Annotated in this window: 16 protein-coding genes and 1 tRNA gene; 5 read left to right on the top strand and 12 right to left on the bottom strand. The window is 64.4% G+C overall.

The genetic code is table 11. The features are described 5' to 3' along the window. Positions 1-92: 92 nt before the first annotated feature. Together ABIB95_RS20475 and ABIB95_RS20470 are read right to left on the bottom strand one after the other, a co-directional pair. A complete protein-coding gene (locus ABIB95_RS20475) occupies positions 93-1,073 on the bottom strand; it encodes a Bug family tripartite tricarboxylate transporter substrate binding protein (protein ID WP_354241517.1) in 981 nt (326 codons plus the stop codon). A 79-nt stretch (positions 1,074-1,152) separates the two neighbouring features. Next, the gene (locus tag ABIB95_RS20470; RefSeq protein ID WP_354241515.1) at positions 1,153-2,793 is read right to left on the bottom strand and encodes an FAD-dependent oxidoreductase; all 1,641 of its coding nucleotides are present in this window, start codon (positions 2,791-2,793) and stop codon (positions 1,153-1,155) included. Positions 2,794-2,909: 116 nt separating this feature from the next. Between ABIB95_RS20470 and ABIB95_RS20465 the strand changes: the two genes are divergently transcribed. Next, complete coding sequence (locus ABIB95_RS20465) at positions 2,910-3,803, top strand: LysR family transcriptional regulator (protein WP_354241513.1); 894 nt, start codon at positions 2,910-2,912, stop codon at positions 3,801-3,803. Between the two features lie 25 nt (positions 3,804-3,828). Here ABIB95_RS20465 and ABIB95_RS20460 read toward each other — a convergent pair whose 3' ends face one another. The 9 genes from ABIB95_RS20460 to ABIB95_RS20420 form a co-directional block, all read right to left on the bottom strand. Further along, complete coding sequence (locus ABIB95_RS20460) at positions 3,829-4,458, bottom strand: ABC transporter permease (protein WP_354241511.1); 630 nt, start codon at positions 4,456-4,458, stop codon at positions 3,829-3,831. Beyond that, positions 4,459-4,662, bottom strand: coding sequence for a hypothetical protein (locus tag ABIB95_RS20455; protein ID WP_354241509.1), 204 nt, complete (start codon positions 4,660-4,662; stop codon positions 4,459-4,461). A gap of 38 nt (positions 4,663-4,700) precedes the next feature. Then, complete coding sequence (locus tag ABIB95_RS20450; RefSeq protein WP_187387865.1) at positions 4,701-5,534, bottom strand: ABC transporter ATP-binding protein; 834 nt, start codon at positions 5,532-5,534, stop codon at positions 4,701-4,703. Beyond that, positions 5,531-6,580, bottom strand: a complete 1,050-nt coding sequence (locus tag ABIB95_RS20445) for an ABC transporter substrate-binding protein (RefSeq protein WP_354241507.1) — start codon at positions 6,578-6,580, stop codon at positions 5,531-5,533. The genes ABIB95_RS20450 and ABIB95_RS20445 overlap by 4 nt, the downstream gene beginning before the upstream one ends. Continuing rightward, entirely contained in the window at positions 6,580-7,719 is a 1,140-nt protein-coding gene (gene leuB, locus ABIB95_RS20440; protein WP_354241505.1) for a 3-isopropylmalate dehydrogenase, read from the bottom strand. The genes ABIB95_RS20445 and leuB overlap by 1 nt, the downstream gene beginning before the upstream one ends. Beyond that, positions 7,716-8,363 (bottom strand): 3-isopropylmalate dehydratase small subunit, encoded by a 648-nt coding sequence (gene leuD, locus ABIB95_RS20435; protein ID WP_354241503.1) that lies wholly within the window; start codon positions 8,361-8,363, stop codon positions 7,716-7,718. The genes leuB and leuD overlap by 4 nt, the downstream gene beginning before the upstream one ends. Further along, on the bottom strand, positions 8,364-9,797 hold the full coding sequence (gene leuC / locus ABIB95_RS20430) for a 3-isopropylmalate dehydratase large subunit (protein WP_502917847.1): 1,434 nt from the start codon (positions 9,795-9,797) through the stop codon (positions 8,364-8,366). Positions 9,798-9,939: 142 nt separating this feature from the next. After that, positions 9,940-10,893 (bottom strand): LysR family transcriptional regulator, encoded by a 954-nt coding sequence (locus ABIB95_RS20425; protein ID WP_354241501.1) that lies wholly within the window; start codon positions 10,891-10,893, stop codon positions 9,940-9,942. Positions 10,894-11,056: 163 nt separating this feature from the next. Then, a tRNA-Ser gene (locus tag ABIB95_RS20420) sits at positions 11,057-11,146 on the bottom strand. A 235-nt stretch (positions 11,147-11,381) separates the two neighbouring features. Here ABIB95_RS20420 and ABIB95_RS20415 point away from each other — a divergent pair. Beyond that, positions 11,382-12,245, top strand: coding sequence for an alpha/beta fold hydrolase (locus tag ABIB95_RS20415; protein ID WP_354241499.1), 864 nt, complete (start codon positions 11,382-11,384; stop codon positions 12,243-12,245). A 182-nt stretch (positions 12,246-12,427) separates the two neighbouring features. On the opposite strand, the gene ABIB95_RS20410 is transcribed toward ABIB95_RS20415, so the two are convergent. Further along, positions 12,428-13,561, bottom strand: a complete 1,134-nt coding sequence (locus ABIB95_RS20410) for an ROK family protein (RefSeq protein WP_354241497.1) — start codon at positions 13,559-13,561, stop codon at positions 12,428-12,430. Between the two features lie 331 nt (positions 13,562-13,892). Here ABIB95_RS20410 and rplU point away from each other — a divergent pair, with 331 nt between their 5' ends. From rplU to ABIB95_RS20395, 3 genes are all read left to right on the top strand, one after another. Continuing rightward, positions 13,893-14,282 carry a 50S ribosomal protein L21 gene (rplU, locus tag ABIB95_RS20405; protein WP_063980440.1) on the top strand — a complete coding sequence of 130 codons (390 nt, stop codon included), beginning with the start codon at positions 13,893-13,895 and terminating at the stop codon, positions 14,280-14,282. Positions 14,283-14,379: 97 nt separating this feature from the next. Next, positions 14,380-14,649 carry a 50S ribosomal protein L27 gene (gene rpmA, locus ABIB95_RS20400; protein WP_011083253.1) on the top strand — a complete coding sequence of 90 codons (270 nt, stop codon included), beginning with the start codon at positions 14,380-14,382 and terminating at the stop codon, positions 14,647-14,649. A gap of 143 nt (positions 14,650-14,792) precedes the next feature. Beyond that, complete coding sequence (locus tag ABIB95_RS20395) at positions 14,793-15,386, top strand: GNAT family N-acetyltransferase (RefSeq protein ID WP_028149983.1); 594 nt, start codon at positions 14,793-14,795, stop codon at positions 15,384-15,386. Positions 15,387-15,398 lie beyond the last annotated feature (12 nt).

Raw genomic sequence — 15,398 nt, 5'->3', positions numbered from 1 at the left:
TTAGCACGCCGCGATCATGGTGGTTTCGGTTATAGGAGCAAAGCGGACGAAGCCACCAGTCACAGGTCGCACCGGGTTTATAGGTACACGGCCTAGTTCGCCTTGATGCCGGCCTCGCTGATGAGCTTGCCCCATTTCGTGCTCTCGCTCTGAATGAAGCGGCCGAACTGCTCCGGCGAGGTCGGCGCGGGCTCTGCGCCGAGGGTCCGGATTTTCTCGGCCACCACCGGGTCTTTCAGGGCTTTTGTGAAAGCCTCGTTCAGCCTGCTGATGACGTCCGCAGGCGTGCCTGAGGGAGCAACGAGCCCGAACCAGCCCACGGATTCAAAGCCCGCAATACCGCTCTCGGCAAGGGTCGGCACATCGGGCAGGGATGGGAGGCGACGTACCGAGGAGACGCCGACGGCGTTGAGCTTGCCTTCGAGAATCAGTTGCCTCGATGCGGGGATATCCAGCACCGCGAAGGGGACGTGTCCCGCAAGGACATCAACCGCTGCCGGCGCCGTCCCGCGATACGGAACGAGCTCCATGCTGATTCCGGCCTTCTGCGTGAACAGCGCGGCCGTCAGATGCATCGCCGTCGAATTGCCGCCATGCCCGATCGACAGCGCGCCCGGCTTTGCCTTGGCGAGCGCGATCGTCTCTGTTGCATTGTGCGCAGGCACGTCCGCGGACGCGACCAGCACAAAGGGAATTTCCGCTAGCAGGGTGATCGGCGCGAGATCCTTTGGATCGAACGGCATCGACGAATTGAGGTGCGGGTTCACCGTCAGCGCACCCGCCGGCGCGACGCCGAGCGTGTAGCCGTCGGGCCTGGCCTGGGCCACCGCGGCCATGCCGATATTGCCCCCTGCCCCGGCACGGTTCTCGATCACCAGGCTCTGCTTGAGCTCCGCGGTGACCAGCGGCTCGAGCGCACGGATGACGGTGTCGGCGCTGCCGCCGGGCGGGAAGGTCACGATGATCTTGATCAATTGCTCCGGATAGGCCGCGCGGCCGGCTTCCAGCGGCAACACGGCGAAAGTCGCGGCCGCCAGCACGGCCAGAATGCGGCGCCTTGCAACGTGAAACAATTTCTCCTCCCCCATTACGTATTCTTGTTTGTAGGCACGACCAGGCTGCCGTGCCGTCGGCAGGCAGCCTGCTATTCGATCACGCCGCAGCACCAGTGATGCGCGCCAGCAGGCCTTCTGGATTTTCGGGCGCGGCCTGCCCGCGCCAGGCGATGTGCTGGTCGGGTCGTGCCAACACGAGCTTCTCGGCATAGGCCCCATTCGCCTCATCCGACGCGATGTCGACCAGCGCAAGCGGCATGCCGCGCTGTTCTGCGGCAGAGAGCAGCGGCGCCACATCGATCGTCGGGTCGAGCCGGAGCAACGTGTAGCCCGCTCCGAAAGCATCGTAGAGCGATCGTCCGTCGCGCAAGAAGACATGCGGCGCGCGGGCGCCCGGCACGGTGGAGGGCGTAAAGCTTCCCATCGCGTAGGCCGGCGGGGTTTCGCCGTCATAGGCGATGATCGGCGAGGCGTCGTAGTAGTAACCGAAGTTGAGGCCCGCGCAGCAATATTGCTGCACGTTGAGATCGTAGGCTGCTCTCGCAAGCGAAGCGCGCGCCGCGTGGCCGCGCGGCGTGTCATCCTCGATCTCCGTGGACACGCCGCCGCGCTGCGCCATCATCTTCATCGCATGGTCCATGGCAAAGCGCGACACCTGGTCGGTGATGGGCTGACGCTCCGCCTCATAGGCATCAAGGATCGCAGCCGGCGCCCATCCGTTCAGATGCGCCGCCAATTGCCAGCAGAGATCGACGGCATCAGCAATGCCCGCATTCATGCCGTAGCCCGCATAGGGCATCCACAGATGCGCGGCATCGCCGCAGATGAAGACCCTGCGGTCGCGGAAGCGGTCGGCCACGAGCCGGCGCCCGACCCAGTCCTCCTTGCTGAGGATTTTGTACTCGAACCGCTCGTCGACGCCGAGGATGGCACGGATCGACCAGTCGCGATCGACCGAGTCGAACTCAGGCTCGTCGGGCCTCAGATGATTATGGATCAGCCAGCGGTCGTTGCCGTCGATTGCAACCGTCGTGCCGGAGCGGCGCGGGTTGAGCGAGAGCACCATCCAGGCCGGCTTGTGCGCGCCCATCAACTCCTTCAGTTGCGGCGCCTCGATGAAGGTTGATTGCACCCGCTGGATCACCGGTGTGCCGGACAGGCTGGCGCCGATCGATTTGCGAACCGGCGAGCGGCTGCCGTCGCAGCCGACCACGAAGTCGGCTTCGATGCGGAGCGCGTTTCCACTGTCGAGGTCGCGACCCAGCGCGACCACACGATCGTCGTCCTGCTCGATATCGGTGATTTCCGTGCGCGCCAAAATGGTGATGCGCGGCTGAGCGGCAGCGTGGCCGAACAGGATCGGCTCGAGATAGACCTGGTTGATCCGGTGCGGCGGCTCGGGCGTCGGCCACCAGGTGTCGGGGCCGCCGGTGGCGCTGTAGCGGCGCGCGCGCGAGGGAATGTCGATACGGCAGAGCTCGATGCCGGTCGCCGTGGTCCGGTAGGAGCAATCGTTCGGGAACTCGGCGGGCAGGCCCGCGTCGCGCAGCTTTGCGGCGACGCCGAGCCGGCGGAAGATTTCCATCGAGCGCGCCGAGACATGATTGCATTTGACGCTGGGCGGATCGCCGGCGTGGCGGATCTCCGCGACGACGACGTCGATCCCGCGCGAGGCCAGATCCATGGCCGCGGTCAGTCCCACGGGCCCGGCGCCCACAACCAGCACCTGTGTCCTCATGCTCGTTTCCATCCCCTTGCATCATCGCGGATTCGTTGCCCGCGCAGCATGCATTTTATTGCAGGCTGTCTTATGCGATAAGTCGGAAAGAACTCATCAATTCATGAGCTTTTCCGATGAATGTCACCTTGCGACAATTGCGGGCCTTCACTGGCGTGTATCGCACGCGCAGCATCACGCGGGCCGCCCGCGAGCTGGGCATCACGCAATCGGCCGCGAGCCTCCTGATCCAGCAACTCGAAGTGCAGCTCGGCGTCAAACTGTTCGACCGCTCCACGCGTTCGGTGCAGCCGACGCTGGCCGCCGACGAGGCCTTTCACGCCGCCGAGCGCATGTTGAGCGATGCGCTGGGCCTGTCACGGCGCATGCATGACCTCGCGCAGGCGCGCGCCGGCCGCGTCGCGTTCGTCGCGTCGGCGGGTGCCGCTTCGGCACTGCTGCCGCAGGTTCTCGCGAAATTCCGCGCAGGCCATCCCGAGATCGACATCGACATGCGCGACGTCGCCGCCGACGACCTCATTCCGCGCCTGATCGCAACCGATGCCGAGTTCGCGATCGGCAGCGTCGAGGGTGAGTTCGCGGAGATGACGATCGAGACGCTGACCCGCGGCCGGCTGAGCGCGATCGGCCGTCGCACCGCCGACTTCGCCGCGCGGCGCGCGCTGACATGGGACGAGCTGGCGCAGCTTCCGACCATCGCGATGCGGCGCGAGACGCGAATTCGTATGCAGATCGATCAGGCCCTCGGCGCGCAGGGCAAGCACCTTTCTCCAACCTATGAGGTCACGCTGATCAACACCGCGCTCGCCATGACAGCCCAAGGGCTCGGCCTCGCCATCCTCCCCGCGACGATGCTGCCCGCCGACCAATTCCCGACACTAATCGCAAGACCGTTGATACGCCCGGCGATCACCCGCCCGGTGTCGCTGCTGCAGCGTCAGGGACGGACGCTGTCGCCGGCGGCGCAGGCGTTTGTGGCGACGGCTCGGATGGTGCTGGCGGGGCCGTGATCAACGCCGCAGGCCGCTGCTCGGGCTACTCCGCGAGATTATGCTGCTGCCAGCGCAACAGATAGGCCTGCAATCGCCAGATCAACGCGGACAGCGCGACGCCGACCAGCATCAGCACGACGACGGCGACCATCATTCCCGATGCCTCCGCGCGCGCCTCGGATTCGATGATCAGGCGACCGATTCCTCGCTCCGCACCGATGAACTCGCCGACGATCACGCCGATCAGGGCGAAGGAGATCGCAGGCGTCAGCGAGGCGAAGACCCAGGCCATGGTCGAGGGGATGACCACGGTGCGGGTGATCTGCCACTCGCTGGCGCCGAGCAGCCGCGCTGCGTTGACAAAGCCCTCGTCGATCGAGCGCGCCCCTTCGAACGTATTGAAGAACACCAGGAAGACGACCACGATCCACGACGTGACGATCTTCGAGGTATCGCCGATGCCGAAGGCCAGCACGATGATCGGCGCCAGCGCGATACGGGGGATCGAATTCACCGCCGTGATGAACGGCTGGAAGATCGCGCTGAGCCGATCCGAACGGCCGAGCACGAGGCCCGCGGCAAAACCGCTGCTGACGCCGGTGACGAAGCCGAAGAACGTGTTCTTCAGGGTGACGGCGGTCGCGATCCAGAGATTGTTCTCGGATCGCGCCATTCAGCGGGCGAATTCACCATTGAACCAGCCGTTGAACACGCCGAGCTTGGACTTGAGGCAGCTCAGGATCAGGAAGTGCTCGAAGATGTCGGACGGCTTGGACACGAAATAGGGGTCGAGCAGATCCGGCACCAGCCAGGGAAGGCGGCCGTGCAGATCGTACCCCCACTGCCAGATCGACAGGAAGCCAACGCAGATCAACATCTGCCATGCGAACGTTCTGCCGGGGCGGCGCGCGCGCCTCATGGCTTGCGGCCCTTGATGAATTCCTCGCCGAGCGAGTGCCAGATCAGCTGAAACAGCTCGGCATAGCGCGGCGTCTCCCGGATCTTCACGGCATTGCGCGGGCGGGCGAAATCCACCTCGAAACTCTCCTTGATCCGGCCCGGCCGCGCGGAAAACAGAATGATGCGGTCTGCCAGCGTCAGGGCCTCGCCGAGATCATGGGTCACGAACAGCACGGTCTGCTGCTCGCGTTCCCAGATGCGCAGCAGCACATCGTGCATGTCGATCTTGGTGTGGGTGTCGAGCGCGCCGAACGGCTCGTCCATCAGCAGAACCTGCGGCTCGACGACCAGCGTTCGCATCAAGGCGGCGCGCTGGCGCATGCCGCCCGACAGTGCCGAGGGATAGGCATTGTCGAAATCCTGCAGTCCGGCTTGCGCCAGGCAAGCACGGACCCGATCCTTTCGCTCCGCCGCCGGGACACCCGCCAGTTCGAGGCCGTAGCCGATGTTGTCGGCGACAGTGCGCCAGGGAAACAGGGTGTCGCGCTGGAACACATAGCCGACATTGGGCGTCGCCTGTCCGGGGACGACGGGCGTACCATCAATCAGGATCTGACCGCTGGTCGGCTTGACCAGGGTTGCGATCATGTTGAGGACGGTACTCTTGCCCGAGCCGGATGGCCCCAGCAGGGCGACGAATTCGCCGCGCCGGACATTGAAGGAGACGTCGCGCACGGCCTCGATGGCCGTACCCGCCAGCTGGAAAGTCTTGCACAAACCGCGCACGTCGATGCGCCGCGTCTCAGGCGGCGCATCGACGTGCGGCGTGTGTAAGGCCTGGATCGTCAAGCCGGATAGGCCTTGCGTGCCGCTTCGATGAAGCTGGTGTTGACGACATCGGCCATCGCGAGCGGCTTGATGCCGGTCATTTCACGGAACCAGACCTTCTGGCCGCGCGCGAAGCTGGCGGCATCGATGATGCCTTCGTAATCGGTAACCTTCTTCATGACGCCGCTGTCGAAAATATTCGCATCGCGCGACGTGCTTCCGACGTAAGGCTCGATCATATCGTAGATCTCTTCGGGAGAGTGCCCCTTGATCCACAGGGTGGCGCGCCACAGCGCCGTGACGAACGCCTGCATCTTCTGCGGGTCCTTGTCGATGGTCGCCTGCAGCGTGAAATGAGACGTCACCGGGACCTTGCCGCCGATATACTTGGCCCAGACCGCCTCGTCCGTTCCATCGAACAACAGTGCGCCCCAGCCCTGCTCGACCGAATCCTTCAGGATCGAAGGCGAGTTGATGAGAACATCGACCTGCTTCGTCTTCAACGTGCCCATCATGGTGTCGACATTGCCGGTGCCGATCCAGGTCACCTTGTCGTCCAGCCCCATGGTTTCCATGTAGTAGGACGCCCAGACGTGGTTGGTGCCGCCCAGCGACGACACCGAAACGATCGGCTTTCGTCCGTCAGGCCGCTTCCACTTCGCCAGCGCCTCCAGGGTGGTGATGCCCTGATCGAACAGATCCTTGCGGATGATGAAGATCGCCGCGTTGCTTCTTGTATCGACCGGCATCAAGACCCGCGCGCTGCGGCCGTGATTGCTGAGCTGCATCGGGTGGGTGATGTCGCCGATACCGATATCGCCCTGGGACGACGCGATGATCTCGCGCGTCTTCACCCCGCTGCCGCCCTGGATCAGCTTGCAGTCAAGACCGGCCTCCTTGAAGAACCCGGCCCGGTCGGCGACGAATTGAGACTGATAGACCGGAATGGCCACCGGATAGATCACGCGGCCCGACGGGGTATCCGCCCACGCCCGCCCCGTCGCCATGGACGCACCGGCGCCGGCGACGATCGTCAACGCGGCCCGTCTGGTGACCCGAGTCCTCATCACGCGTGCTCCCTCTCCTTGCCGACCACCTTGTCGAGCGCGTTCAGAACCGCATCGCCCATCTCCTGGGTCGAAAGTCTTTTTGCGCCGGGTTCGGCGATATCGGCCGTTCTTGCGCCGGCAGCCAGCGCCGTATCCACGGCCTTCTCCAGCAGCACGGCATCATCGGGCCGATTGAGGGTGATGCGCAACATCATTGCGACGCTGAGGATCGAGCCGAGCGGATTGGCGATGCCCTTGCCCGCAATATCAGGCGCGCTGCCGTGGACCGGTTCATAGAGCGCCTTGCGGCGGCCCAGCCGGTCCGGCGGCCCGAGCGAGACCGACGGCAGCATGCCGAGCGAGCCCGAGGCCATCGCGGCGCAATCGGAGAGAATGTCGCCGAAGATATTGCAGGTCGCCATGACGTCGAACTGCGACGGCGCCCGCACGATCTGCATCGCGGCGTTGTCGACATAGAGGTGTGTCAGCTCCACATCGGAGAATTCCGCTTCATGCAGCGCAGTGACCTCCTCGCGCCACAGCACGCTGGTTTCCAGCACATTGGCCTTGTCGACGGAGCAGACCCGGCCCTTGCGCGTCCGCGCCAGTTCGAACGCGGTTCGCGCCACCCGGCGAATCTGGCTGGTGGTGTATTGCTGGGTGTTGAAACCGCGGCGCTGGCCATCGGGCAGCGTTTCGATGCCGCGCGGCTCGCCGAAATAGATACCGCTGGTGAGCTCGCGGATGATGATGAAGTCGACGTCTTTCAGCACCGCGGCTTTGAGCGGCGCGGAATCCGCCAGCGCGGGATTGGCGACGATGGGCCGGAGATTCGCATAGAGGTCGTACTTGCTGCGCAGCGACAGCAGGCTTCCCGCCTTGCGCGCCGCCGGAGGGACCTCAGTGGTTTCGGGACCACCTGTCGCGCCCCAGAGTATGGCGTCCGCCTCCTCCATCGCCTCGACGGTATCATCCGGCAACACTTTGCCCGTCGCGAGATAGGGGATGAGACCGTATTGCGCTTCGCGCAGCGCCACGGGAATGCCGCGCCTCGCCGAAAACCATTTGAGAATGCGGTGAGACTGGTCGGTCACTTCAGGACCGATGCCTTCACCGCCGACCACGGCGACCTTGATCATGTTCGAGAGCGTGTTCATGCCAATTGCCCTGCCTGATGTCCTGCAAAGTGAATCCACGGCCGCGCGTCGCGGTCGGATGCCTGGAATGCGCGGATTTCGTGGTCCCGCCGCAACGTCAGCGAAATCTCATCTAAGCCTTCGAGCAAACCCGCACGCCGGCGCGGATCGATCTCGAAGACGTGCCGCACGCCCGATGGCGAGGTGACGGTCTGCTCCTTGAGGTCGACACTGACGCGCCCCGCGCCCTGGCTCGCTTCGATCTCCGCGGCGAGGCCATCGATGACGGCCTTGTCCAGCACGACAGGCAGGATGCCGTTCTGGAAACAATTGGCGAAGAAGATGTCGCCGAAGCCGGAGCCGATGATGGCGCGGATGCCCATTTCCTGCAGCGACCACACCGCCGCCTCCCGCGACGAGCCGCAGCCGAAATTCGGACCCGTGACCAGGATTTCCGCCGCGCGATAAGGCTCGCGATTGAGGATGAACTCCGGATTGTCCGAGCCATCAGGCAAATAGCGGAGCGAACCGAACGCCCATTTGCCGAGACTGCCGCGGACGGAGTTTCCGATCATGCGGTTGATGCTGATGATGACGTCCGTATCGACATTCGTGCGCATGATCGGCGCGGCCGTCGCGGTCAGCTTGGTGAAGGCTTGCGGCATCTAGCGCTCCATCGTTCGGACGTCGGCGATGGCACCGGACACGGCCGCCGCCACGGCCATGGCCGGACTTGCCAGATGGGTGCGGGCACGCGGCCCTTGCCGGCCGATGAAATTCCGGTTCGACGTCGACACCGAGCGCTGGCCGGGCGGCACGGTTTCACCGTTTGCGGCAAGGCACATCGAGCATCCGGGCTCGCGCCATTCAAAGCCCGCGTCGATGAAGATCTTGTCGAGCCCTTCGGCCATCGCATCGCGCCTGACGGTCTCCGACCCCGGCACGACCCAGGCCCGCACGCCCGGCGCCACCTTGCGGCCGCGCGCGACTTCGGCCGCGGCACGCAGATCGCTGAGGCGGCTGTTGGTGCAGGAGCCGATGAAGACCCAATCCACTGGCGTGCCGGCGATCGGCGCACCGGGCTTCAGGCCCATATAGTCGAGCGCGATCTCGATGGCGCCGCGGCGCGCGGGATCGGCGATGTCGGCGGGATCCGGGATGCGGCCATCGACACCAAGGACATGTTCCGGACTGGTGCCCCAGGTGATCTGCGGGATGATGGTTCCGACATCGATCGACACCTCGCGATCGAACATTGCGTCGCTGTCGCTCTGCAGCGTCCGCCAGGCCGCGACGGCCCGCTCCCACATCTCGCCTTGCGGCGCGTAGGGACGGCCGCGGATGTAATCAAACGTCGTCTCATCCGGCGCGATCAGCCCCATCTTGGCGCCGAGCTCGACCGACAGATTGCAGATGGTGAGCCGCCCTTCGATCGGCATGTCCCTGATCGCACTGCCGGCATATTCGACGGCGTAACCGGTGCCGCCGGCGGCGCCGACACGGCCGATAAGAGCGAGGATGAGATCCTTCGCCGTCACGCCGAACGGCAACCGGCCGTCGAACGTGACGCGCATGGTTTTCGGCCGGCGCTGGATGATGGTCTGGGTCGCCAGCACATGCGTAAGCTCGCTGGAGCCTATGCCGAAGGCGAGCGCGCCGAGCCCGCCATGGGTGCAGGTATGGCTGTCGCCGCAGACGATCAGGCAGCCGGGCAGGCTGAGGCCGAGCTCCGGCCCGATGACATGGACGATGCCCTGCCCGGGCTGGTCGAGGTCGAAAAGCCGGATGCCGCTTGCCGATGTCTCGGTCCGCAACGCCGCCAACAGCTCCCACCCGGTCTTGATCGTGCCGGCACGCCCGGACGCCGTCGAAATCGCATGATCCGGCGTGGCGAAGGTCAGTTCGGGATTGTGGACCGGAATGTTGCGGCTTTTGAGATTGATCAGGCCGCTGGAGCCGCCGAGGTCATGCAGCAGATGGCGATCCACGTGAAGCAGATCGGTGTCATCGCTGACATGGGCGATGACATGCTGGTCCCAGATTTTGGCCAGCAGCGTGCGGCCACGCGTGTCCACGATCCGTCCTCCCCTGTTCGGCATCTGATGTGCCGTGTTGCCGCCGATCATGCCGACCGACAGCGAGCTTGAGAAGCAGGATAGAAGTCCGTCGCGGAAATGTGCAGTGACGGTTGAGCAGGGTGCCATCGCGGCCGGCGATGGCTGGCCTCTCGCACGAGCGATGCTAGCTTCTGCCGCGCACGACCGTCAGCCGGTCGGAGACACCGCCTGTGGTGAGACGCGCATCATCATGGGTCCGCAAATGCTCCACCAGCAGCTTCGTGACCGAAGGCAACGACTTGTAATCGCGCACGCCGATGACCAGGTCGCGGCGCGCCCAGGACTCATCGAGCGGGACGGTGACGAGACTGTCGACGCCGTAGCGGTCGCGAACGATCTCCAGCGGCACGATTCCGACCCCCATCCGGGCATCGACGACGCGGAACAGCGCATCGAAACTGCTGACGCGGATGCGCACCTTGAGGTGCTGCCCAAGGGCCGCGGCGGCCATGACGCACAGCGTCTCGATCGAGCTGCCCTTCTCCAGGCTGACGAAGTCGAAATCCACCAGCTCGCGGAAGCGAACGCTGCTGCGGCCCGCCAGCGGGTGGTCGCGCGTGACCAGCGCGACCAGGCTGTCCCTGCGATAGGACAGCAACTCCAGATCCTGTCCGTCGATGTTGCCCCCGAAAATGCCGATGTCGGCCCGGTTCTCCACCACCGCGCGCACGATCGCGGGGCTGAGATCCTCCTCGATGTCGATGTGGACCAGCGGATGCCGCTCCAGGAACAGGCTGAGCTCGTCCGCCAGGGCTTCGAGGATCGCGGACTTGTTGGCGCAGATCCGGATCAGCCCGCGCTTGCCCTGCCGGTATCCCGTCAGCTCGCTCTCGAGCTTGCTCAGGTTACCCAGGATGATGCGGGCATGCTCGAGCAGGGCGAAGCCGGCCGGTGTCGGCTCGATCCCCTTCGAATGGCGATGCAGCAACTCGACCTGAAACAGGTCCTCGATATCCGAGACGCGGCGGCTGACCGCGGACGCCGCGATGTTCTTCTTCTCCGCCGCCTTCGCGATGCTCTGCTCCTCGACGATCGCCACGAACAATTGCAGCGTCAGCAGATCGATTTTAGCCGTCATCCGGAATGATCCTCGGGCGGGTCGTCACGAGGGGCATTGTGGAGAAGCTTGGCAGCCAGTCGCAAGTGCGGTGTCAGATTGCGGTCCCCGGGGGGACGACAGCAGAGGCTGCTGGGACGCAGAGAGACTGTCCTTGGTGGGAGTTCTCAAAGTCGCTTTGATATGGCGGAGAGGGAGGGATTCGAACCCCCGATAGGCTTGCACCTATGCCGCATTTCGAGTGCGGTGCATTCAACCACTCTGCCACCTCTCCTGAAGGCGCCATGGTAGGAGCAGGGCCCCTGTGGTTGGGGGCGTTAATAGGCGAGGATGGCGGGCCAGACAAGGCGCGAAAGGGGAAAATCCGCTGCCTCTTTCAGCCTGCCCTTGAGCCGTCTTCGGTCCGATGAATCGGAGCGGGGCTCCAGATTCTTGTTTTGACGCGTTTTCTTGAGGCGAACCGGGGTCCGCTTCGCTCGAAAGCGCTCTCACCGCCGGGAGGAACTGCCGTGGAGCATCTCACCATCAAGGCCAATGGCGCCGATTTCCACCTGGTCCGCGCTGGCAGCGGCAAACCGCTGCTTTTGCTGCATGGTTGGCCGGAATTCTGGCTGACCTGGGAGCCGGTGATGTCCAGGCTTTCGGACCGTTTCATGCTGATTGCGCCCGATCTGCGCGGCTTCGGCGACAGCGACAAGCCGGACGGGCCTTTTGGGCCGGACGGCCATGCGGCGGACATGCTGGCGCTGATGGACGGGCTCGGCATCGAGCGATTCGCCGTGGTCGGCCATGATGTCGGCGGCGCCGTGATGCAGCCTTTGGCCCGGCAGGCGCCCGAGCGGCTCGCGGGGCTGTTTTTCTTCGACTTCGTCTATCCCGGCATCGGGCCGCGCATGGCGGCGCCTGATCGGCTCAACCACATCTGGTATCAATCTTTCCACCAGATGGAGATGGCGCCCGCGCTCGTCGGCGCGAGCCGCGAGAGCTGCCGGCTCTATATCAGTCACTTCCTCAAGGGTTGGGCGCATCGGAAGGACGCCTTCGACGACGTGCTCGACGCCTTCGCCGACAATTTCTTCAAGGCGGGCAATCTCGCCGGCGGCTTTGCGCATTATCGCGCCTCGCATGCCGGGCGGGTCGCGATGATGAAGGGCGATGCCCCGCAGCTGGCACCGATCAACGTGCCGACCTGCGTGCGCTGGGCCGAGCACGACCCGCTGTTTCCCTATGCCTGGACCGATCGTCTCGGCGAGACGTTCAGCGCGCTCGATCTCGCGATGTTTCCGGGCGTCGGCCACTTCCCGCATCGGGAAGATCCGGATCGCGCGGCCGCGGAGATTGCGGCGTTCTTTCAGCGGATTGGCTGGAGCTGAAGCGGGACGTCTGAAGAACGGGTGGGACCGCCAGACGCGGTAAACACTGGCGGTCCCGTGCCGCTCATTGAAATACTGGCTGGGAAGGGCGGCTTCGCCGGCCAGGGTGAGGCGACGATTCGACCGTAGCGAGTGTCGTGTGCGCCGCAACGCAATCCAGTCCTTAACCTAACCAGTCAAGGTTACTCCTTGTCCGCCTTGCCCTTTTTCTTGCCGTTCTCAGTAGAATCCCGGTCTTTTCCGTTGCCGTTGTCCTTGCGGCGGTTGGTGAAGCGGGCATTGCCGAGCCCGGTGCCGATGGTCAGCACGCCCCAGCGATCGACGTCCTGCATGAACGGCACCTCGGAGAGGCCCTGAACCACGCCGTCATTGTGCATCAGGATCGCGGTGTCGTGCTCGCCGATCACGGGGATGCCCTCGATCAGGCTCGCCGGCAGGTTGAACTTGCTGCTCTCCCAATTGCCCGGCAGGTTCTGTGCGCCCTTCTCGATTCCGCCATCCTCTTTGATCACGCCGGGACAGGCGATGCCGATGAAGGGCGCGAGCTTGTAGCCGTCTTTCTCGGCCTCGGTGATCAGCCCCTTCAGCATCTTGGTGAGCCGCTTCACCGCGCCCTCGCGGGTCGGCTCGTCATCGGCATGACGCCACAGCTCGGATTTCACCACCTTGGCCTTGGAGAGGTCCTTGGCCTTCTTCCAGCCGGTCTCCACCAGGCCGCAGCGGATGTTGGTGCCGCCGATGTCGACGGCGAGGATGCTGTCATGGGCCTCGAATATCCATGACGGCGCCAGATGCAGCGCGCCTATCAATCCGGCTTCATCGGGATGGGCGCGGATCGGCACCATGTCGATCTTGAAATCCTCGGCCTTGAGGATGATCCCGGTGCGCGCGATCGCGAGCTCGCCGAGCCGTGAATCGCGGAAGCCGCCGCCGACGACGATGCGCTCGGTCTTCGCCCAGGCCTTGCTCTTGAGGAAGCGACGGGTGACGTAAGCGAGCTCCTGGGCAAAGTCCTCGATGGCGCTATGCACCACGGCCCAGGCCTCGGTGTCGTCGCCGATCAGGATGGCGTCCAGCGTCTTCTTGCTGATCTCATCCGATGGCTCCTTGCCGAACGGATCCTCGCCGGACTTGCGCAGCGGCTTGCGCCAGCGCTCGAGGATTTCGCGGAATGCGCCCTTGCTGGCGCGGTCGCCGAGGAAACCGTCCTCGTCCTTCATCTCGATGTTGAAGCTGTCGATGTCCACCGACGGCAGCCGCGCCGCACCGTGGGCGGCGATGCCCGTCGTCGTCTTGACCAGTTCGTCCGTTGCCATGAAAGCCCTGCCCGGTTACCTGTTCCGGCCGGGACAACGGCGCGGGAACCCGTTGGTTGCAGCGCCGGCCGAGATTCGATTCCGGGCCGGCCGACGGCCCAAATCCTTCAAATCCGGGCTGTTTCCGGTGGTTTTCCTTGACTTGCGGCGTCCGGCGGCTATAAGTCCCGCAACCGGCGCGGGGCGTTTCTCGCGCTGTTTGTTTTTGCGTGGGTTTTCAAAGGGATAACTCCCGCCCGCACAAAACGCGCATAAACCCATAGCGACTGACAAAAAGCCGGCCCGGACGATTCTCGTCGCGAGGCCGGGATTTGAACACGGAGAAAAAACGATGTTCGCAGTCATCAAAACCGGCGGCAAGCAATACCGCGTCGTGCCGGATGATGTTCTCGAAGTAGGCAAGATCGAAGGCGAAGTCGGCTCGATCATACAGCTGAATGAAGTGCTGGTGCTCGGCGGTGACACGCCGGTCCTGGGCGTCCCGACGGTCGCAGGCGCGTCCGTTGCGGTCGAGGTGCTCGACCACAAGCGCGGGCCGAAGGTCATCGCGTTCAAGAAGCGCCGCCGCAAAAATTCGCGCCGCAAGCGCGGCTATCGCGACGAGATCACGGTCCTCCGTATCTCCGAGATCCTGACGGACGGCGCCAAGCCCACCAAGGGCCCGCGTCCGAAGCGGGAGAAGGTCGCCAAGGAAGCGACCACCGAAGAAGCCGCCGCATAATTTGATCACGCGCAATCACGAATTGATGCGTGAGAAATTGTGAAATGATTCCGTCAAGGAATTGATCTAGAAGTACGCAGGATTTTGGAGACGAGCCATGGCTCATAAAAAAGCAGGCGGTTCATCGCGCAACGGTCGCGATTCGAAGGGCAAGCGCCTCGGCATCAAGGCGTTCGGCGGCGAAGTCGTGATTCCCGGCAACATCATTGCGCGTCAGCGCGGCACCACCTGGCATCCCGGCCTTAATGTCGGCATGGGCACGGACCACACTCTGTTCGCCAAGATCGAGGGTCGCGTCACGTTCCAAGCCAAAGCCAACGGCCGCACATTCGTATCGGTACTCCCGATCGCCGAGGCGGCTGAATAGACGGTGGACCAAATTTGGAGTCCGCCGGGTCCTTGACCGAACCGGCGGAGTCCACAAGACGGCTCCAGGGGAGGCAGGGAAACCGGCCTCCCCTTTCGTTTGACTTGCTCACTTTTCACTTAGTGACTTTGACGGAGCCGGACATGTTGCAGGATTTCTCGAGCGTGACCTTGCGGGAGGCGAGACCGAGCGTCGTCGCCACCGAGCGGCTGACGTTGCGGCGCCCGACTCTCGCCGACGTCAGGACCATCGCCCACCTCGCCAACGACCGCCGTGTCGCGGAAAACACCCGCCGCCTTCCACACCCCTATTCGCAGGACGACGCCGTCGAATTCGTCCGCGCCACCGCCGCGCTCGGCAGCGAGACCGTGTTCCTGATCGAGCACGACACCGGGCCGGTCGGCATGGTCGGTATCGACCGCTCCACGCCCGACAATGCCGAGCTCGGCTACTGGCTCGGCGTCGAGCATTGGGGCCAGGGCTTTGCCACCGAGGCCGCGCGCGGCGCGATCGACTTCTTCTTCGAGGAGTTCGAGGACGATCATCTCTATGCGGGTGCGCGCGTCACCAATCCGGCCTCGCGCAACGTGCTGGAGAAGTGCGGCTTCCAGTGGAGCGGCGTCCAGCTGCATCGCTTCCTCGCGCTGGGCTCGTCCACGCCGGTCGATTGCTTCCGCCTGTCACGCGGCGTGTGGTCGTCGCTGAAGAACTGGAGCAGTGCGAGACGGATGAGGTAGGGCGCAGTTGCT

This window comes from Bradyrhizobium sp. LA2.1 (genome assembly GCF_040547725.1).
Lineage (GTDB): Bacteria > Pseudomonadota > Alphaproteobacteria > Rhizobiales > Xanthobacteraceae > Bradyrhizobium > Bradyrhizobium barranii.
The sequence above is the reverse complement of the archived record's forward strand: the minus strand, read 5'-3'. Positions and strand labels throughout refer to the sequence as shown.